This window comes from Microbacterium sp. M28, assembly GCF_025836995.1.
GTDB lineage: Bacteria > Actinomycetota > Actinomycetes > Actinomycetales > Microbacteriaceae > Microbacterium.
On the sequence record NZ_CP107546.1, the window covers coordinates 2,189,729 to 2,204,995 of the forward strand.

The 15,267-nt window shown below is 68.3% G+C and carries 14 protein-coding genes; 5 read left to right on the top strand and 9 right to left on the bottom strand.

Annotated elements, in window-relative coordinates; translation table 11 throughout:
• Positions 1–3: 3 nt before the first annotated feature.
• The 9 genes from OED01_RS10860 to OED01_RS10900 all read right to left on the bottom strand — a co-directional run bounded on the left by OED01_RS10860 (position 4) and on the right by OED01_RS10900 (position 10,285).
• Positions 4–855 carry a carbohydrate kinase family protein gene (locus OED01_RS10860; protein ID WP_264155295.1) on the bottom strand — a complete coding sequence of 284 codons (852 nt, stop codon included), beginning with the start codon at positions 853–855 and terminating at the stop codon, positions 4–6.
• A 5-nt stretch (positions 856–860) separates the two neighbouring features.
• Positions 861–1,976 carry an adenosine deaminase gene (locus OED01_RS10865; RefSeq protein ID WP_264155296.1) on the bottom strand — a complete coding sequence of 372 codons (1,116 nt, stop codon included), beginning with the start codon at positions 1,974–1,976 and terminating at the stop codon, positions 861–863.
• 42 nt (positions 1,977–2,018) lie between these two features.
• Positions 2,019–3,311, bottom strand: a complete 1,293-nt coding sequence (locus tag OED01_RS10870) for a thymidine phosphorylase (RefSeq protein ID WP_264155297.1) — start codon at positions 3,309–3,311, stop codon at positions 2,019–2,021.
• Complete coding sequence (locus OED01_RS10875; protein WP_264155298.1) at positions 3,311–3,709, bottom strand: cytidine deaminase; 399 nt, start codon at positions 3,707–3,709, stop codon at positions 3,311–3,313. The genes OED01_RS10870 and OED01_RS10875 overlap by 1 nt, the downstream gene beginning before the upstream one ends.
• Before the next feature lie 8 nt (positions 3,710–3,717).
• Entirely contained in the window at positions 3,718–5,004 is a 1,287-nt protein-coding gene (locus tag OED01_RS10880) for an ABC transporter permease (RefSeq protein ID WP_264155299.1), read from the bottom strand.
• Positions 5,001–6,317, bottom strand: a complete 1,317-nt coding sequence (locus tag OED01_RS10885) for an ABC transporter permease (protein WP_264155300.1) — start codon at positions 6,315–6,317, stop codon at positions 5,001–5,003. Before OED01_RS10885 ends, OED01_RS10880 begins: the two co-directional genes overlap by 4 nt.
• Complete coding sequence (locus OED01_RS10890; protein ID WP_264155301.1) at positions 6,314–7,828, bottom strand: ABC transporter ATP-binding protein; 1,515 nt, start codon at positions 7,826–7,828, stop codon at positions 6,314–6,316. Before OED01_RS10890 ends, OED01_RS10885 begins: the two co-directional genes overlap by 4 nt.
• A 97-nt stretch (positions 7,829–7,925) precedes the next feature.
• The gene (locus OED01_RS10895) at positions 7,926–9,038 is read right to left on the bottom strand and encodes a BMP family lipoprotein (RefSeq protein WP_264155302.1); all 1,113 of its coding nucleotides are present in this window, start codon (positions 9,036–9,038) and stop codon (positions 7,926–7,928) included.
• A 131-nt stretch (positions 9,039–9,169) separates the two neighbouring features.
• A complete protein-coding gene (locus OED01_RS10900) occupies positions 9,170–10,285 on the bottom strand; it encodes a mannose-1-phosphate guanylyltransferase (protein ID WP_264155303.1) in 1,116 nt (371 codons plus the stop codon).
• A gap of 146 nt (positions 10,286–10,431) precedes the next feature.
• On the opposite strand from OED01_RS10900, the gene sdhC reads away from it, so the two are divergent.
• Genes sdhC through OED01_RS10925 form a run of 5 tightly spaced genes read left to right on the top strand, consistent with a single transcriptional unit; the run spans position 10,432 to position 15,262 of the window.
• Positions 10,432–10,866 carry a succinate dehydrogenase, cytochrome b556 subunit gene (sdhC, locus tag OED01_RS10905; protein ID WP_264155304.1) on the top strand — a complete coding sequence of 145 codons (435 nt, stop codon included), beginning with the start codon at positions 10,432–10,434 and terminating at the stop codon, positions 10,864–10,866.
• Entirely contained in the window at positions 10,866–11,321 is a 456-nt protein-coding gene (locus OED01_RS10910) for a succinate dehydrogenase hydrophobic membrane anchor subunit (RefSeq protein WP_264155305.1), read from the top strand. The genes sdhC and OED01_RS10910 overlap by 1 nt, the downstream gene beginning before the upstream one ends.
• 14 nt (positions 11,322–11,335) lie before the next feature.
• Positions 11,336–13,141: a succinate dehydrogenase flavoprotein subunit gene (gene sdhA / locus OED01_RS10915; RefSeq protein WP_264155306.1), complete on the top strand. Its 1,806-nt coding sequence runs from the start codon at positions 11,336–11,338 to the stop codon at positions 13,139–13,141.
• A 1-nt stretch (position 13,142) separates the two neighbouring features.
• The gene (locus OED01_RS10920) at positions 13,143–13,910 is read left to right on the top strand and encodes a succinate dehydrogenase iron-sulfur subunit (protein WP_264155307.1); all 768 of its coding nucleotides are present in this window, start codon (positions 13,143–13,145) and stop codon (positions 13,908–13,910) included.
• A gap of 20 nt (positions 13,911–13,930) precedes the next feature.
• On the top strand, positions 13,931–15,262 hold the full coding sequence (locus tag OED01_RS10925; protein ID WP_264155308.1) for a YihY/virulence factor BrkB family protein: 1,332 nt from the start codon (positions 13,931–13,933) through the stop codon (positions 15,260–15,262).
• Positions 15,263–15,267 lie beyond the last annotated feature (5 nt).

Consider the following 15,267-nt stretch of genomic DNA (forward strand, 5'->3'; position numbering starts at 1 on the left):
CCGTCAGCCCAGGACCGGGTCCAGCGCTGGATGCAAGTGGATCGTGCCGAGGACGGTCGACGCCGAGCGCGCGCCCGCCTCGAGCGATTCCCGGACGCCTCGCCCCGCGAGGCGCGCGTCGAGGACACCGGCGAGGAACGCGTCGCCCGCGCCGTTCGTGTCGCGCACCTCGACGGGTACCGCCGGCACGCGATGCTCCACTCCCTCGGCGTCCACGGCCACGGCTCCGTCGGCCCCGAGCGTGCACACCGCGAGCGTCGCGCCGCCGGTGATGCACGATCGCAGGAACGCCACCGGGTCGCTCAACCGATCGGCGTTGCAGAAGACGGCATCCGCCGCGGCCAGGAACGGGCGATGGAACTCCGCCTCGCCGTCGTAGTCGTGCACGTCCACCCAGATCGGCACGCCTGTCTCGGCCGCCATCGGCAGCAGCCGGAGCGGCTCGGCCGCGAGATCGAGCACCAGCGCATCGGCATCCGCCATCGCCTGTCGGATCCGTGCGTCCTGGGCGCCATCCGCTTCCGACGGCGAGGACAGATAGAGCGACACCCGCTCCCCCGCGCGCGTCATGAGGTTGAGGTGCCGTTCGGTCCGATCGGACATCTCCCACAGGGTCGGCACACCGGCATCCGCCAGCGCCGAGCGCACGCGGCGTCCGTCCTCGTCGTCGGCGGTCTGGGCGTACAGGAGGACCTCCCGCCCCAGCGAGGTCAGGCTGAGAGCCTTGCCGGCGCTCGTTCCGCCGACGGTCTCCCACGAGTCCTCCGCGAACTGCATGTGCGGGATGGGTTCGGGCAGGCGGTCGAGCACCACCAACCGGTTCCAGGATGCCGGGCCGGCGATGAAGACGGCCACCGGGGTCAGTCCTCGAAGCCTTCGGCGATCATCTCCACGAGCTCTTCGCGCTCCTCGACGGGCAGGAAGGCGGCGGCCGCGGCGTTGAACTGGAACGTCTCGAGATCGTCGAGGTCGTAGCCGAACGCGTCCACGAGCAGCGAAAGCTCGCGTGTCAGCGAGGTGGCGCTCATCGTGCGGTTGTCGACGTTCACCGTGACGGCGAAGCCGAGCTGGTACAGCAGATCGAACGGGTGATCGGCGATCTCCGTCCCCCACGCGGTGATCGCGCCGGTCTGCAGGTTCGAGGACGGGGACAGCTCGAGCGGGATCTCACGGTCACGCACCCAGCGCGCGAGGTCGCCGAACTGCACCTGGACCTCGTCGTCCTCCCGGTTGATGACCTGGAGATCGGACGCGAGCCGCACGCCGTGGCCGAGCCGCAGCGCACGCCCGTCCAGCAGGGCGGACCGGATCGACGCGATGCCGGCGGCCTCGCCGGCGTGCACCGTCACCGGGAAGAAGTTCTCGGCGAGATACTCGAACGCCGCACGGTGCTCCGATGCCGGGAAGCCGTCCTCGGGGCCGGCGAGATCGAATCCGACCACGCCGCGACCGCGGTGGGCGACGGCGAGCTCCGCGATCTCGCGAGAGCGGTCGGTCTGACGCATCGCGGTGATGAGCTGGCCGACCCGGATGCTGCGACCCGAGCGGTCGGCGGCGTCCTCGCCCTCCTCGATGCCCTGCTGCACGGCCTCGACGGCCTGCTCCAGGGAGAGCCCGCGCGCCTGGTGCTGCTCGGGTGCCCAGCGCACCTCGCCGTAGATCACACCGTCGGCCGCGAGGTCCTCGACGAACTCGCGCGCGACGCGCGTGAGCCCCGCAGCGGTCTGCATGACACCGGTGGTCAGCTCGAACGTCGTCAGGTACTCGGTCAGCGACCCGGAGTCGGCCTTCTTCCCGATCCATCCGCCGAGCCGCGCAGCATCGCGCTCCGGGAGCTCGAGACCGACCTCGTCGGCGAGCTCCAGGATCGTCGCCGGACGCACCGCGCCGTCGAGATGATCGTGCAGCGAGACCTTCGGCAGACTGCGCAGTGAGACGCCCTCGAGCGTGGCGTCTCCGGTCGGCTCGATCGACATGGATGACCTCTCAGCAGTGCGGGTGGGTGTGCGGCTCACAGCCTACGCGGTGATGCGCTCACGGACGAGTGGGCCGATCTCGGGGGCGTCGCCACCGATCTCCCACGCGCCCTCGACGGCTTCGATCGCACGGGCGAACCGCGCGTCGTCATCAGCGGAGAGGGTGAACAGCGGTTGCCCTGCCACGACCCGGTCGCCTGGTTTGGCGTGCAGGTCGATGCCGGCGGCGTGGATCACCGGATCCTCGGCACGGGCACGACCGGCGCCGAGGCGCCACGCCGCGATTCCGAACGGCAGGGCGTCCATGCGGGTCACGGCGCCGTCTGCCGGCGCGGTGACGACGTGCGTCTCGCGCGGTGTCGGAAGCGGCGCCTCAGGGTCGCCGTCCTGCGCGCGGATCATCGCCTTCCAGCTGTCCATCGCGCGACCGTCGTCGAGAGCGGCCTCCACGTCGGCATCCGGCATCCCGGCGAGGGCGAGCATCTCCCGCGCCAGGGCGACCGTGAGTTCACGGATGTCCGCCGGCCCGCCGCCCGCGAGCACCTCGACGGACTCTCGGACCTCGTTGGCGTTGCCGATCGCGAGCCCGAGGGGCACGTTCATGTCCGTCAGCAGGGCCGTCGTCGCGACGCCGGAGTCCGTACCGAGCGCGACCATCGTCTGCGCGAGCTCCCGTGCCCGGTCGATGTCCTGCATGAAGGCGCCGGAGCCGAACTTCACGTCCAGAACCAGGGCATCCGTGCCCTCGGCGATCTTCTTCGACATGATGCTCGACGCGATCAACGGGATCGCCTCGACGGTACCGGTGACATCGCGCAGGGCGTACAGCTTCTTGTCCGCCGGAGCCAGGCCGGAGCCTGCGGCGCAGATGACGGCGCCGACGTCGGACTGCATCTGTGCGAACATCTCCTCATTGCTGAGAGCGGCACGCCAGCCGGGAATCGACTCGAGCTTGTCCAGCGTCCCGCCGGTGTGCCCGAGGCCGCGACCCGAGAGCTGCGGCACCGCGACGCCGAAGCAGGCGACGAGGGGAGCCAGCGGAAGAGTGATCTTGTCGCCGACACCTCCGGTGGAGTGCTTGTCGACCGTGCGCTTGCCGAGAGCGGCGAAGCTCATGCGCTCTCCCGACGCGATCATGGCGTCCGTGAGGACGCGGATCTCGTCGCGGTCCATGCCGCGCTGGAACACCGCCATCGCGAACGACGCCATCTGCGCGTCGGAGACGTAGCCGCGCGTGTAGGCGTCGACCATCCAGCGCAGCGCCGGCTCGGGGACGACGCCGCCGTCGCGCTTCGCGCGGATCACGTCGACCGCATCGAATGCCTCGACGGCCATCAGCGCACCTCCTCCAGATCGCGGGGACCGAACGCGTCGGGCAGCACCTCGTCGATCGTGCGGATGCCTGATACCGTCTCCAGCAGCATCCCGGGGGTCGCGTGCTCGAACAGCAGCTGGCGACACCGTCCGCACGGCATGATCGTCTGGCCTTCGCCGTTGACGCACACGAACGCGACCAGTCGTCCGCCGCCGGACATGTGCAGGTCGCCGACGAGGGCGCACTCGGCGCACAGCGTGACGCCGTACGAGGCGTTCTCGATGTTGCAGCCGGCGACGATCCGACCGTCGTCGACGAGCGCGGCAGCACCCACCTTGTACCTCGAATAGGGCGCGTACGCCTTCGTCATCGCCTCGGTGGCGACCGAGCGCAGCTCGTCCCAGTCGATATCGGTCATCTCGTCCCTCAGTTCTTGATGTACGGCTTGCCGCTGGCGGCAGGTGCGCGGATCTGTCCGGCGAAACCGGCCACCGCGAGAAGGGTGACCAGGTACGGCAGCATCAGCATGAATTCGCCGGGGATCGGCGTCTTCAGGATCGTGAGCAGGTTCTGCAGGTTCGTGACGAAGCCGAAGAGCAGAGCGGCCAGGGTCGCCCGGATCGGATCCCACCGTCCGAAGATCACGGCGGCGAGGGCGATGAAGCCGAGACCGGCGGTCATCTCCTTGCCGAACTGCGGCACCGAAACGAGGGTGAAGTAGGCCCCGCCGATGCCGGCGATCGCACCGGCGAGCAGCACGTTCCAGAACCGGGTCGGGTTCACCCGGATGCCGACGGTGTCCGCCGCCTTCGGGTGCTCGCCGACCGCTCTCAGACGCAGGCCCCAACGCGTGCGGTACAGACCCCAGGCGACGACGGCGACGGTGACGAACATCAGATACACGATGACCGTCTGGTTGAACAGCACCGGTCCGATGATCGGGATGTCGCCGAGCACAGGGATCTTGATGCGCGTGAAGCGCGCCGCCGTGTTGAGCTCCTGCTCGTTCGGTGCGAGCAGCGCGCCGTACAGGAATCCGGTCAGGCCGGTGACGAGCACGTTCAGCACGACACCGACGATGACCTGTTCGACGAGGTACTTGATCGCGAAGACCGCGAGCACGCTCGCGACGAGCACACCGCCGATCATGGCGCCGATGAGTCCAACGAAGGGGCTGCCGGTGATGCTCGACAGCAGGGCGGCCGAGAAGGCCCCGAGCAGCAGCTGCCCCTCGATCGCGACGTTGACGACGCCGGCGCGTTCGCCGATCACACCGCCGAGTGCTCCGAACACCAGGGGCACCGACAGCGAGACGGCGCCGACGAGCAGGCTCGTGACCGGCACCACTCCGCCGGCGGCGGCCCACACCAGGAAGGCGAACACCGCGACCACGCCGAAGAGCGCGATCAGCCACAGCGGCGGGCGGCGGTAGTTCCAGGCCTGCCAGAAGGCGAGTGCCGTCATGAGCAACAGCAGTCCGATCAGCACCCAGCAGGTGACCGTGGTCGGCAGCGGGATGTCCGGCATGGCGATCGCCGACGAGCGGTCGCCGAGGACGAAGATGCTCGTCCCGCTCCGAGGGGCGAGGAGGAACAGCAGCGCGAGCAGCACGGTCACCACGGCGAGGACGATCGGCGTCCTGAAGTGGCGCTCCCGCACGGTGGCGAGCTGCACGGTGCCGTCTGCGGCCTCGGTCTGCGTGAACGTGGTCATGCCGTCACCGCCTTCTTCGCGGCCTTGGCTCTCGCCTTGACGGCCTTCTCCGCATCCGTCTTGGGCAGGAAGAACACCGTGCGCAGCAACGGCGGTGCCGCGATGAACAGCACGACCAGCGACTGCACCACCAGGACGATGTCGACCGGAATGTCCTGCGCCTGCATCGAGAACGATCCGGCCTTCAGCGCGCCGAACAGGATGCCGGCGGCGAACGTCCCCCACGCCCGGCTGCGGCCGAGCAGCGCCACCGTGATCGCGTCGAAGCCGATGCCGGCGTCGATCGTCTCGGTGATGCCTGTGGTGACGGAGCCCTGCAGCTGGTTCATTCCGGCGAGACCGGCGAGGCCACCGGCGAACAGCATCGCGTACACGTAGATGCGCTGCACGTTGATGCCGGCCGCTCGCGCCGCGTGCGGGTTCTCGCCGACCGCGCGCATGCGCATGCCGAGCGACGACCGCTCGATGAGCCACCAGACGAACAGCGTGGCGGCGATGACGATCACGAAGCCGAGATCGAGCAGCGGGAACTGGCGTCCGAGCAGCTCGGGGAACTGCGCGTTCTGCGGCGTGGCCGATCCGAGCGCCTGGTTCGTGCCCGGCTTCTGCAGCAGACCCGGCGTACGGATCATCCACAGCAGCAGGTAGTACGCGATGTAGTTGAGCATGATCGTCAGGATCACCTCGTGCGCCCCGGTGCGCGCCTTGATGAGTCCGGCGATGCCGCCCCAGAGCGCTCCACCGGCGATGCCGATGATCAGCGTCGCCGGGATGTGCAGCCAGAACGGCAGGTCGAGCTGGAATGTGAGCAGGCCGGCGAGGGCGACTCCGAAGAGCATCTGGCCTCGTGCGCCGATGTTGAACAGGCCGACGCGGAATGCGAGCGCCACACCGAGACCGGCGGCGATCAGCGGCGCGGCGAAGCCCAGCGTGTTCGTCAGCGGCTTGATCTGCGCGGCGAAGCTGTTGCCGCGGGCGTTGAAGATCGCACCGCGCACGAGTGCCTCATAGCCGTCGTAGACCGAGCCCCAGACCGCGACCAGCATGTCGCCGGGGCGGGCGAAGAAGTACACGGACGTCTTCTGCACGTCCTCGTTCGTGACCGCGATCAGGATGCCGCCGACGATGAGCGCGAGCACGATCGCGAGGATCGTCGTCACCGCGCTGCTGCGCAGCATCTCTTTGATGATCACGTTGCCGCGCGGCGGAGCGAGCTCCTCGCGCTCGCTGCCGGGAACGCCGGAGCTCGGCGGCAGCTGCTCGGGCGGGAGTCCCTTGGTCACATCACCGGCACCCGGTGTCGATCCGCTCACGCGGTCACCTCCGCATCGGCCACACCGGCCATCATGAGTCCCAACTTCTCGCGCGGCGTGTCACCGGGGACGATCCCGATGATCGCGCCGCGGTACATCACGGCGATCCGGTCGGCGAGGGCGGCGACCTCGTCCAGCTCGGTCGAGACGACGACCACGGGGACGCCCGAGTCGCGCGTCTCGATGATGCGCTTGTGGATGAATTCGATCGATCCGACGTCGACGCCGCGCGTCGGCTGCGCGGCCACCAGCAGACGGAGCTCACGGCTCATCTCGCGCGCGATCACGACCTTCTGCTGGTTGCCGCCGGAGAGCGTTCCCGCAAGCGTCTGCGGTCCCTGTGCGCGGATGTCGTACTCGCTGATGCGGGCGCGCGCGAACTCGTCCAGCGCCGAGCGCTTCAGCGTTCCTGCTGTGCTGAACGCCGGGTCGTCGGAACGGTCGAGGATGAGATTCTCCGCGACGGTGAACCCGGCGACGAGGCCGTCCTCGGTGCGGTCCTCGGGCACGAATCCGACGCCGGCGTCGAGGATCGCCCGCACGCTCTTTCCGACCAGCTCAGCACCGTCGAGGGAGATGGAGCCCTCGACGCGAGCGGCGAGCCCGACAAGCGCCTCGACGAGCTCGGTCTGACCGTTGCCCTGGACGCCGGCGATCGCGAGCACCTCGCCCGGCCGGACGGTGAAGTCCACGTCGTCGACGACGATCGCGCCGGTCGGCGTCAGCACCCGGAGGCTCCGCACCTCGAGCCCGCCGTCGCCGAGCCGCGGCTCGTCCTTGTGCACCGTCAGTTCCACGGCGCGGCCGACCATGAGGTTCGCCAGCTCCGCGTTCGTCGCGGTCGGCGACGCTTCGCCGACGATCCGGCCCAGCCGCACGATCGTGATGGTGTCCGCCACTTCGCGGACCTCGCGCAGCTTGTGCGTGATGAAGACGATCGCGGTCCCCTCGTCGCGCAGCTGACGCATGATGCCCATCAGCTCGTCGGTCTCCTGCGGGGTGAGCACGGCCGTCGGCTCATCGAACACGAGAACCTGCGCATCGCGGGAGAGCGCCTTGATGATCTCGACCCGCTGCTGGACTCCGACCGGGAGGTCGCCGACGACCGCATCCGGATCGATGTCGAAGCCGAACCGCTCGGCGACGGCCCGGACGTGCGCGCGTGCCGCGGAGATGTCGAGCACCCCGACGCCCTTGGTCTGCTCGTGTCCGAGCATCACGTTCTCGGCGACGGTGAACACGGGGACGAGCATGAAGTGCTGATGCACCATGCCGATGCCGGCCGCCATCGCGTCACCTGGACCACGGAAGTGCTGCACGACGTCGTCGAGGAGGATGTCGCCCTCGTCGGCCTGATACAGGCCGTACAGGACGTTCATCAACGTCGACTTGCCCGCACCGTTCTCGCCGAGCAGCGCGTGGATCTGCCCCGGTTCGACCACCAGATCGATGTGATCGTTCGCCACGAGGCTGCCGAATCGCTTGGTGATGCCGCGAAGTTCGAGCTTCATATCTGCACCTTATCCAGAAGATTTCCAGAAGTGTCCGTTCACGGAGCGGGGCGAGCGGTCGCGTACGACCACTCGCCCCGCTTCGTGTTCACTCAGCTCACGGGGAGTTCTCGGACTCCACCGTGATGTCGCCGGCGATGATCTGCTCCTGCAGCGTTGCGAGCTCGTCGGTCAGACCCTCGGGAAGCTCTGCCTCGAACTCGCCGAAGCCGGAGAGCTTCACGCCCTCGTTCTCGAGCGTGCCCACGTACGGAGCCGCGTCGAACTCGCCCTCGGCGGCCGCGATGGTCGCGTCCTGGACGGCGACGTCGATCGCCTTCATGATCGAGACGAACGTCAGGTCGGCCACGCTCGGGTCGGCGACGGCCAGGTCGCTGTCGACGCCGACGAGCAGCGTGTCCTTGCCGCTGTCGGTGATGGCCGCTGCCGCGCTCTGGTACACCGGGCCGCCGACGGGCAGGATGACGTCCACGCCCTGGTCGAGCACGCCCTGAGCGGTCTGCTTCGCGGTGTCGTTCGCGTCGAACCCGCCGGTGAAGGAGCCCTTCTGCGTGGCTGCATCCCAGCCGAAGACCTCGACCGCGGCGGACTTGTCCTCGTTGTACTTCTCGACACCGAGCTGGTAGCCGTCCATGAACACGGCCACAGACGGGATCTGCATTCCGCCGAAGGTGCCGACCTTGTTCACGCCGCTCTGCGCCGACCATGCGGCGGATGCGTAGCCGCCCAGGTACGCGGCCTGAGCCGTGTCGAAGACGAGCGGCTTGATGTTCGGAGCGTCGGTCTCGCCGTCGAAGTCGTTGTCCGCCCAGTCGTCGATGATCGCGTAGTTGACTTCGGGGTTCGCGAGTGCGGACTCGACGGTCGCAGCCGACAGCTTGAAGCCGACGGAGACGATGAACGAGCAGCCCTCGGACACGGCGGTCTCGAGGTTCGGCGCGTAGTCGTTGTCGTTGGCCGACTCGAACTCGAGCGGCTCGATGCCCAGCTCTTCGGCGGCGGCATCCATGCCCTGCTTCGCGGACTGGTTGAACGACTTGTCGTTCCAGCCGCCTGCGTCGGAGATCAGGCAGGGCAGGAAGTCGGAGTCGACCGGCCCAGCGCCTTCGCCTTCGGTCTCCTCCGGAGCCGCTCCACAGCCTGCAAGCGACAGGGCGACGCCGGTCGCCACGAGCGCGGCGAGTGCGCGCTTTCGAGTGGAAATGGTCACGTAAGCCTCCACGACTACTGGCCCGCGCCATTCGCAAGGCCCCGAGGACAAATTACCCAGTGTTACGGCGGACTGGAGCACCAGCGCGGTTAATGGTTACAAACCCGAAATAGAGCCGACGCACCCCGGAGTCAGAGCACGTCGCCGCGCCCGGTGAGCTTGAGCGACTCGACGACGCCCTTCACGCGCTGCGCGTGCTCGATCGTCGTCACCAGCAGGGCGTCCGGCGTGTCCACCACGACGATGTCCTTCACCCCGACCAGGCTGATCACGCGCGAGGTCTGGCTGACGAGGATGCCCGATGCGGCATCGGTCAGGACGCGCGCCTGCGGACCGAGCACGGCGAGATCGTTCTTGCGGCCGTTGGAGATGAGCTTGGTGAGGGAGGCGAAGTCGCCCACATCGTCCCAGTCGAAGTGCCCGGGGATCACGGCGAGGCGCCCCTTCTCCGCCGCGGGCTCGGCGACGGCGTAGTCGATCGCGATCTTCTTGAGTCCCGGCCAGATGCGATCGACCGCCGGACCTCGGGCATCGCGATCGTCCCACGCGGCGGCGAGTTCGATCAGTCCGGCGTGCAGTTCCGGCTCGTTGGCGGCAAGCTCGTCCAGCAGCACGCTCGCCTTGGCGATGAACATGCCCGCGTTCCAGAGGAACGAGCGGTCGGCGTAGTACGACTTGGCCGTCTCGAGGTCGGGCTTCTCGACGAACCGCTCGACCGTCGCCGCCTCCGGCGCCCCGTCGACGATCAGCTCCTCCCCCTTGCGGATGTAGCCGAAACCGACCGACGGCTCCGAGGGCTGGATGCCGATCGTGCAGATGTACCCGGCGCGCGCGACGTGCACGGCCTGCTGGACGGCGAACTCGAAGGTGCGCGTGCCACGGATCACGTGATCGGCGGCGAACGAGCCGATGATCACGTCCGGATCGCGGCGGTGCAGGATCGCGGCGGCGAGGCCGATGGCCGCCGCGGACTCGCGAGGCTCCGACTCGAGGAAGACGTTGATGTCGGGGATGCCGGGCAGTTCCGCCTCGACGGCGGCGCGATGCGCGCGTCCCGTCACGACGGCGATGCGATCGGCGCCGGCGAGCGGTTCGAGCCGATCCCAGGTGTCACGCAGCAGCGAATTGCCCGATCCGGTGAGGTCGTGCAGGAACTTCGGCGCATCCGCACGGGACAGGGGCCACAGACGGCTCCCGATGCCCCCGGCCGGAATCACTGCGTAGAAGTCATCGATCGGCTCCGTCATGCCCTCACCCTACCGCGGCGAGAAATCTCGACATCGAGATACTTAGGTTCGCCTTCCTCGCTCCCGGCCAGGGACAGGAATAGGATGGGGAGCGTTCGGGCACGCCTGTGCGCGCTGCCGATCCAGATCGATCAGGGAGGACGACCGTGTCCGCAAGCACTCGCTTGACACCGTCGATTTCGGAGACGACATCCAAGACCCCGCGCGGCACGCTCTACCGAGGCCGTGAAGGAATGTGGTCCTGGGTGCTTCACCGCATCACCGGCGTCGCCATCTTCTTCTTCCTCCTGGTGCATGTGCTGGACACAGCGCTGATCCGCGTGTCGCCGGAGGCGTACAACGCGGTGATCGGCACCTACAAGAATCCGGTCATGGCGCTCGGCGAGGTCGTCCTCGTCGCCGGAATCGCGTTCCACGCGCTCAACGGCCTGCGCATCATCCTCGTCGACCTCTGGAAGAACGGCGCGCGGTACCAGCGCCAGATGTTCTGGATCGTCATCGGCCTGTGGGCGGTGCTGATGGCTGGATTCGTCCCGCGCCACCTCGCCCTCGCGTTCGCCGGCTTCGGAGGAGGACACTGATGACCGCTCAGCCCGCCGTCGCGGCATCCGGACGCCGCACCCGCCGCTTCAACATCGAGAAGTGGGGATGGATGTTCATGCGGGTCTCCGGGGTGCTCCTGGTGATCCTCATCTTCGGCCACCTCTTCGTCAACCTGATGCTCGGCGAGGGCATCCACGCGCTGGACTTCGCCTTCATCGCCGGAAAGTTCGCCGACCCGTGGTGGCAGTGGTGGGACGTGCTGATGCTGTGGCTCGCCCTCATCCACGGCGCCAACGGCATGCGGACCATCGTCAACGACTACGTCACCCACCCGACCGCCCGCAAGGCACTGATCTGGGCCCTCGGTCTCGCCGCCGGCCTGCTCATCGTGCTCGGAACGCTGGTCGTCTTCACGTTCGACCCCTGCCTGGGCGTGGACGAGTCCAGCACTCTGTGGGACATGTGCGTGGCCAACGGTTCGGTCGGGAACTGAGAGAGAGCTAGAGAGTGACCACCCAGACTCATGACTCCGTCGTCCGCGACGGAGTGCACTACCACCAGTTCGACGTCGTCATCGTCGGCGCCGGGGGCGCCGGGATGCGAGCGGCCATCGAGGCCGGACCCGGCGCGAAGACCGCCGTCATCTCGAAGCTGTACCCGACGCGTTCGCACACCGGCGCAGCGCAGGGCGGCATGGCCGCCGCGCTGGCCAACGTCGAAGAGGACAACTGGGAGTGGCACACCTTCGACACGGTCAAGGGCGGTGACTACCTGGTCGACCAGGACGCGGCGGAGATCCTCGCCAAAGAGGCCATCGACGCGGTCATCGACCTGGAGAACATGGGTCTGCCCTTCAACCGCACCCCCGAGGGCAAGATCGACCAGCGTCGATTCGGCGGCCACACCGCCGAACACGGCAAGACGCCGGTGCGCCGCGCGTGCTACGCCGCCGACCGCACCGGTCACATGATCCTGCAGACGCTGTTCCAGAACTGCGTGAAGCTGGGCATCAACTTCTTCAACGAGTTCTACGTCCTCGATCTCATCACGGTGCAGGACGAGTCCGGCGCCACCCAGGTCGCCGGCGTCGTGGCGTACGACCTCGCCACCGGCGAGCTGCACGTGTTCCAGTCGAAGGCCGTGATCTTCGCAACGGGCGGCTTCGGGAAGATCTTCAAGACCACCTCCAACGCCCACACCCTGACCGGTGACGGCGTCGGGATCATCTGGCGCAAGAACCTCCCGCTCGAGGACATGGAGTTCTTCCAGTTCCATCCGACCGGCCTCGCCGGCCTCGGCATCCTGCTCACCGAGGGCGCCCGCGGTGAGGGTGCGATCCTGCGCAACGCCTCCGGTGAGCGCTTCATGGAGCGCTACGCCCCCACGATCAAGGACCTGGCTCCGCGCGACATCGTCGCCCGCTCCATGGTCCAGGAGGTCCTGGACGGCCGCGGCGCCGGTCCGAACAAGGACTACGTGCTGCTGGACTGCACGCACCTGGGAGCCGAGATCCTCGAGACCAAGCTCCCCGACATCACCGAGTTCGCCCGCACCTACCTGGGCATCGACCCCGTGGTCGAGCCCGTGCCGGTCATGCCCACGGCGCACTACGCGATGGGCGGCATCCCGACCAACACCGACGCCGAGGTGCTCAGCGACAACACGACCGTCGTACCGGGCCTGTACGCCGCCGGCGAGTGCGCGTGCGTCTCGGTGCACGGCTCCAATCGCCTCGGCACGAACTCGCTGCTGGACATCAACGTGTTCGGCAAGCGCGCCGGCCGCAACGCGGTCGAGTACGCCAGGACGGCGGAGTTCGTCCCGCTGCCGGAGAACCCCGCCGCGTTCGTGTCCGACATGATCGAGGGCCTCCGCAACAACCAGGGCACCGAGCGGATCGCCGTGCTGCGCAAGACGCTGCAGGACGAGATGGACAAGGGCGCGCAGGTCTTCCGCACGCACGAGTCTCTCGAGCACGTGCTCGGCGTGATCGCCGAGCTGCGCGAGCGCTATCGCAACGTCCACGTCGACGACAAGGGACACCGCTTCAACACGGATCTGCTCGAGGCCGTCGAACTCGGCTTCCTGCTCGACCTCGCCGAGGTCGTCGTGTACGCCGCCCAGCACCGCGAGGAGAGCCGCGGCGGACACATGCGCGACGACTTCCCCAAGCGCGACGACGAGAACTGGATGAAGCACACCATGGCCTACCTGACGGGCGACCCGCACTCGTCGACGCCGGCCGATCACATCAGACTCGACTCGAAGCCGGTCGTCCAGACCCGCTACCAGCCGATGGAGAGGAAGTACTGAGATGTCCACCGCCGTCGCAGAGGCGCCTGGCGCCGAATCAGCGGACTCGGAAGTCCAGTCCTTCCTGGTCACGTTCATCATCCGTCGCTTCGACCCGGAGAACGACGCCGAACCGCACTGGGTCGACTACGACGTGGAGCTGTACTCCACCGACCGCGTCCTCGACGCGCTGCACAAGATCAAGTGGGAGGTCGACGGCTCGCTGAGCTTCCGCCGCTCCTGCGCCCACGGCATCTGCGGCTCCGACGCCATGCGCATCAACGGCCGCAACCGCCTGGCCTGCAAGACGCTGATCAAGGACCTGGACATCTCCAAGCCGATCTACGTCGAGGCGATCAAGGGCCTGCCGCTCGAGAAGGACCTCATCGTCGACATGGAGCCGTTCTTCGCGTCGTACCGCGAGGTGCAGCCCTTCCTGGTCGCCAGCTCGACCCCGGAGAAGGGCAAGGAGCGCACGCAGTCGATCGCCGACCGTGCGATCTTCGACGACACCACCAAGTGCATCCTGTGCGCCGCGTGCACGTCGTCCTGCCCCGTGTTCTGGACCGACGGGCAGTACTTCGGCCCGGCCGCGATCGTGAACGCGCACCGGTTCATCTTCGACTCGCGCGACGACAACGCGGGCGTCCGCCTCGACATCCTCAACGACAAGGAGGGCGTCTGGCGCTGCCGCACGACCTTCAACTGCTCCGAGGCGTGCCCCCGCGGCATCGAGGTGACCAAGGCGATCGCGGAGGTCAAGCAGGCGGTCCTGCGCGGCCGCCCATGACCGTTCGCTAATCTGACAGGGTGAGCCGCCCCGAGAGCACGCCGACGCCGTCCGGCGACGCGCGCGCGCAGCGCGGAGCGGCTGATGTCGCCGCGCGCGAGGAGCAGCACCTCCGGGCTCGGTGGGAGCAGACGCAGGACACCCTTCGCGAACGCTTCGAGGACCCCATCTCGCGAGCCACCGAGCTGACGCACCGCACGCTCGAGTGGTTTCCGGTGCGCGTGTGGCGCAACTTCCTGCAGCACGAAGGATTCCTCCTCGCCGCCGGCGTGAGCTACCAGGCCCTGTTCGCGGGCTTCGCAGCCGTCTACGTCGCCTTCGCGATCGCCGGGATCTGGCTGGGCGGCAGCACCGAGGCCATCGACGGCCTGATCGACGTCATCAACAACTACATCCCCGGGCTCATCGTCGAAGGCGGCGTGATCACCCCGGAGCAGGTGGAGGAGATCGCCGGCGGGACCACGGGCACCTTCAGCGTCACCGGTGCCATCGCGCTCGGCGCGCTGATCTGGACGGCCGTCGGTGCGATCTCCTTCGCACGGCGAGCTGTACGCGGGGTCTTCGGCATCCCGCCCGATCGGCGCAACTACTTCCTCCTCAAGAGCCGGGACTTCCTCGGAGCGATCGTCTTCGGCGCCGGCCTCATGCTCGGCACCCTGCTCGGCACGCTCGGCACGTGGGCGCTCGAGTTCGCCTTCCGGCTCATCGGCCTGGGCGATGCGACGACGATCTCCTCCCTGACGGTGCGTCTGGTGACGATCGGGATCCTGTACGTCGTGAACACCGTGCTGCTGGCCGGACTCTTCCGGTTCCTCACCGGGACCCAGCTCACGTGGCGGCGCATCATGCCCGGCGCCTTCCTCGGCGCAGCCGCGACGACCGTGCTCCAGCTCGGGTTCGGCCTCTTCCTCGGCTACACGCCGTCCAATCCCCTGCTGGCGACGTTCACCGTCTTCATCGTGATGCTGCTGTGGTTCCGTCTGATCGGCATCGTGCTGCTCGTCGCGGCCTCGTGGATCGCGGTGGCCGCGCAGGACAACCACATCGCGCTGCTGCCGCAGTCCGAGGCCGAGCGGCTCGCCGCGGAGCACAGGGCGCTGCTCATCGCCGCGCAGGTCCGACTGCGCACGGCTCAGGAGGCCAGGGCGACCGCGCCGTGGTACCGGATCTGGACGGCGGATCGCGCCGTCCGCGAGGCGCAGGACGAGTTGGAGCAGGTCGAGGCGGCGACGCCTCCTCCCCCGCCGAAACGCCGAACGCGCCCCGCCGTCGCCGTCGAACGGACCGGTGCCGGCACGGCCGCCGACGCCGCGTCCCGCTCCGCCGAGAAGGATGTCCGACGCCGCCGATAGGCTGG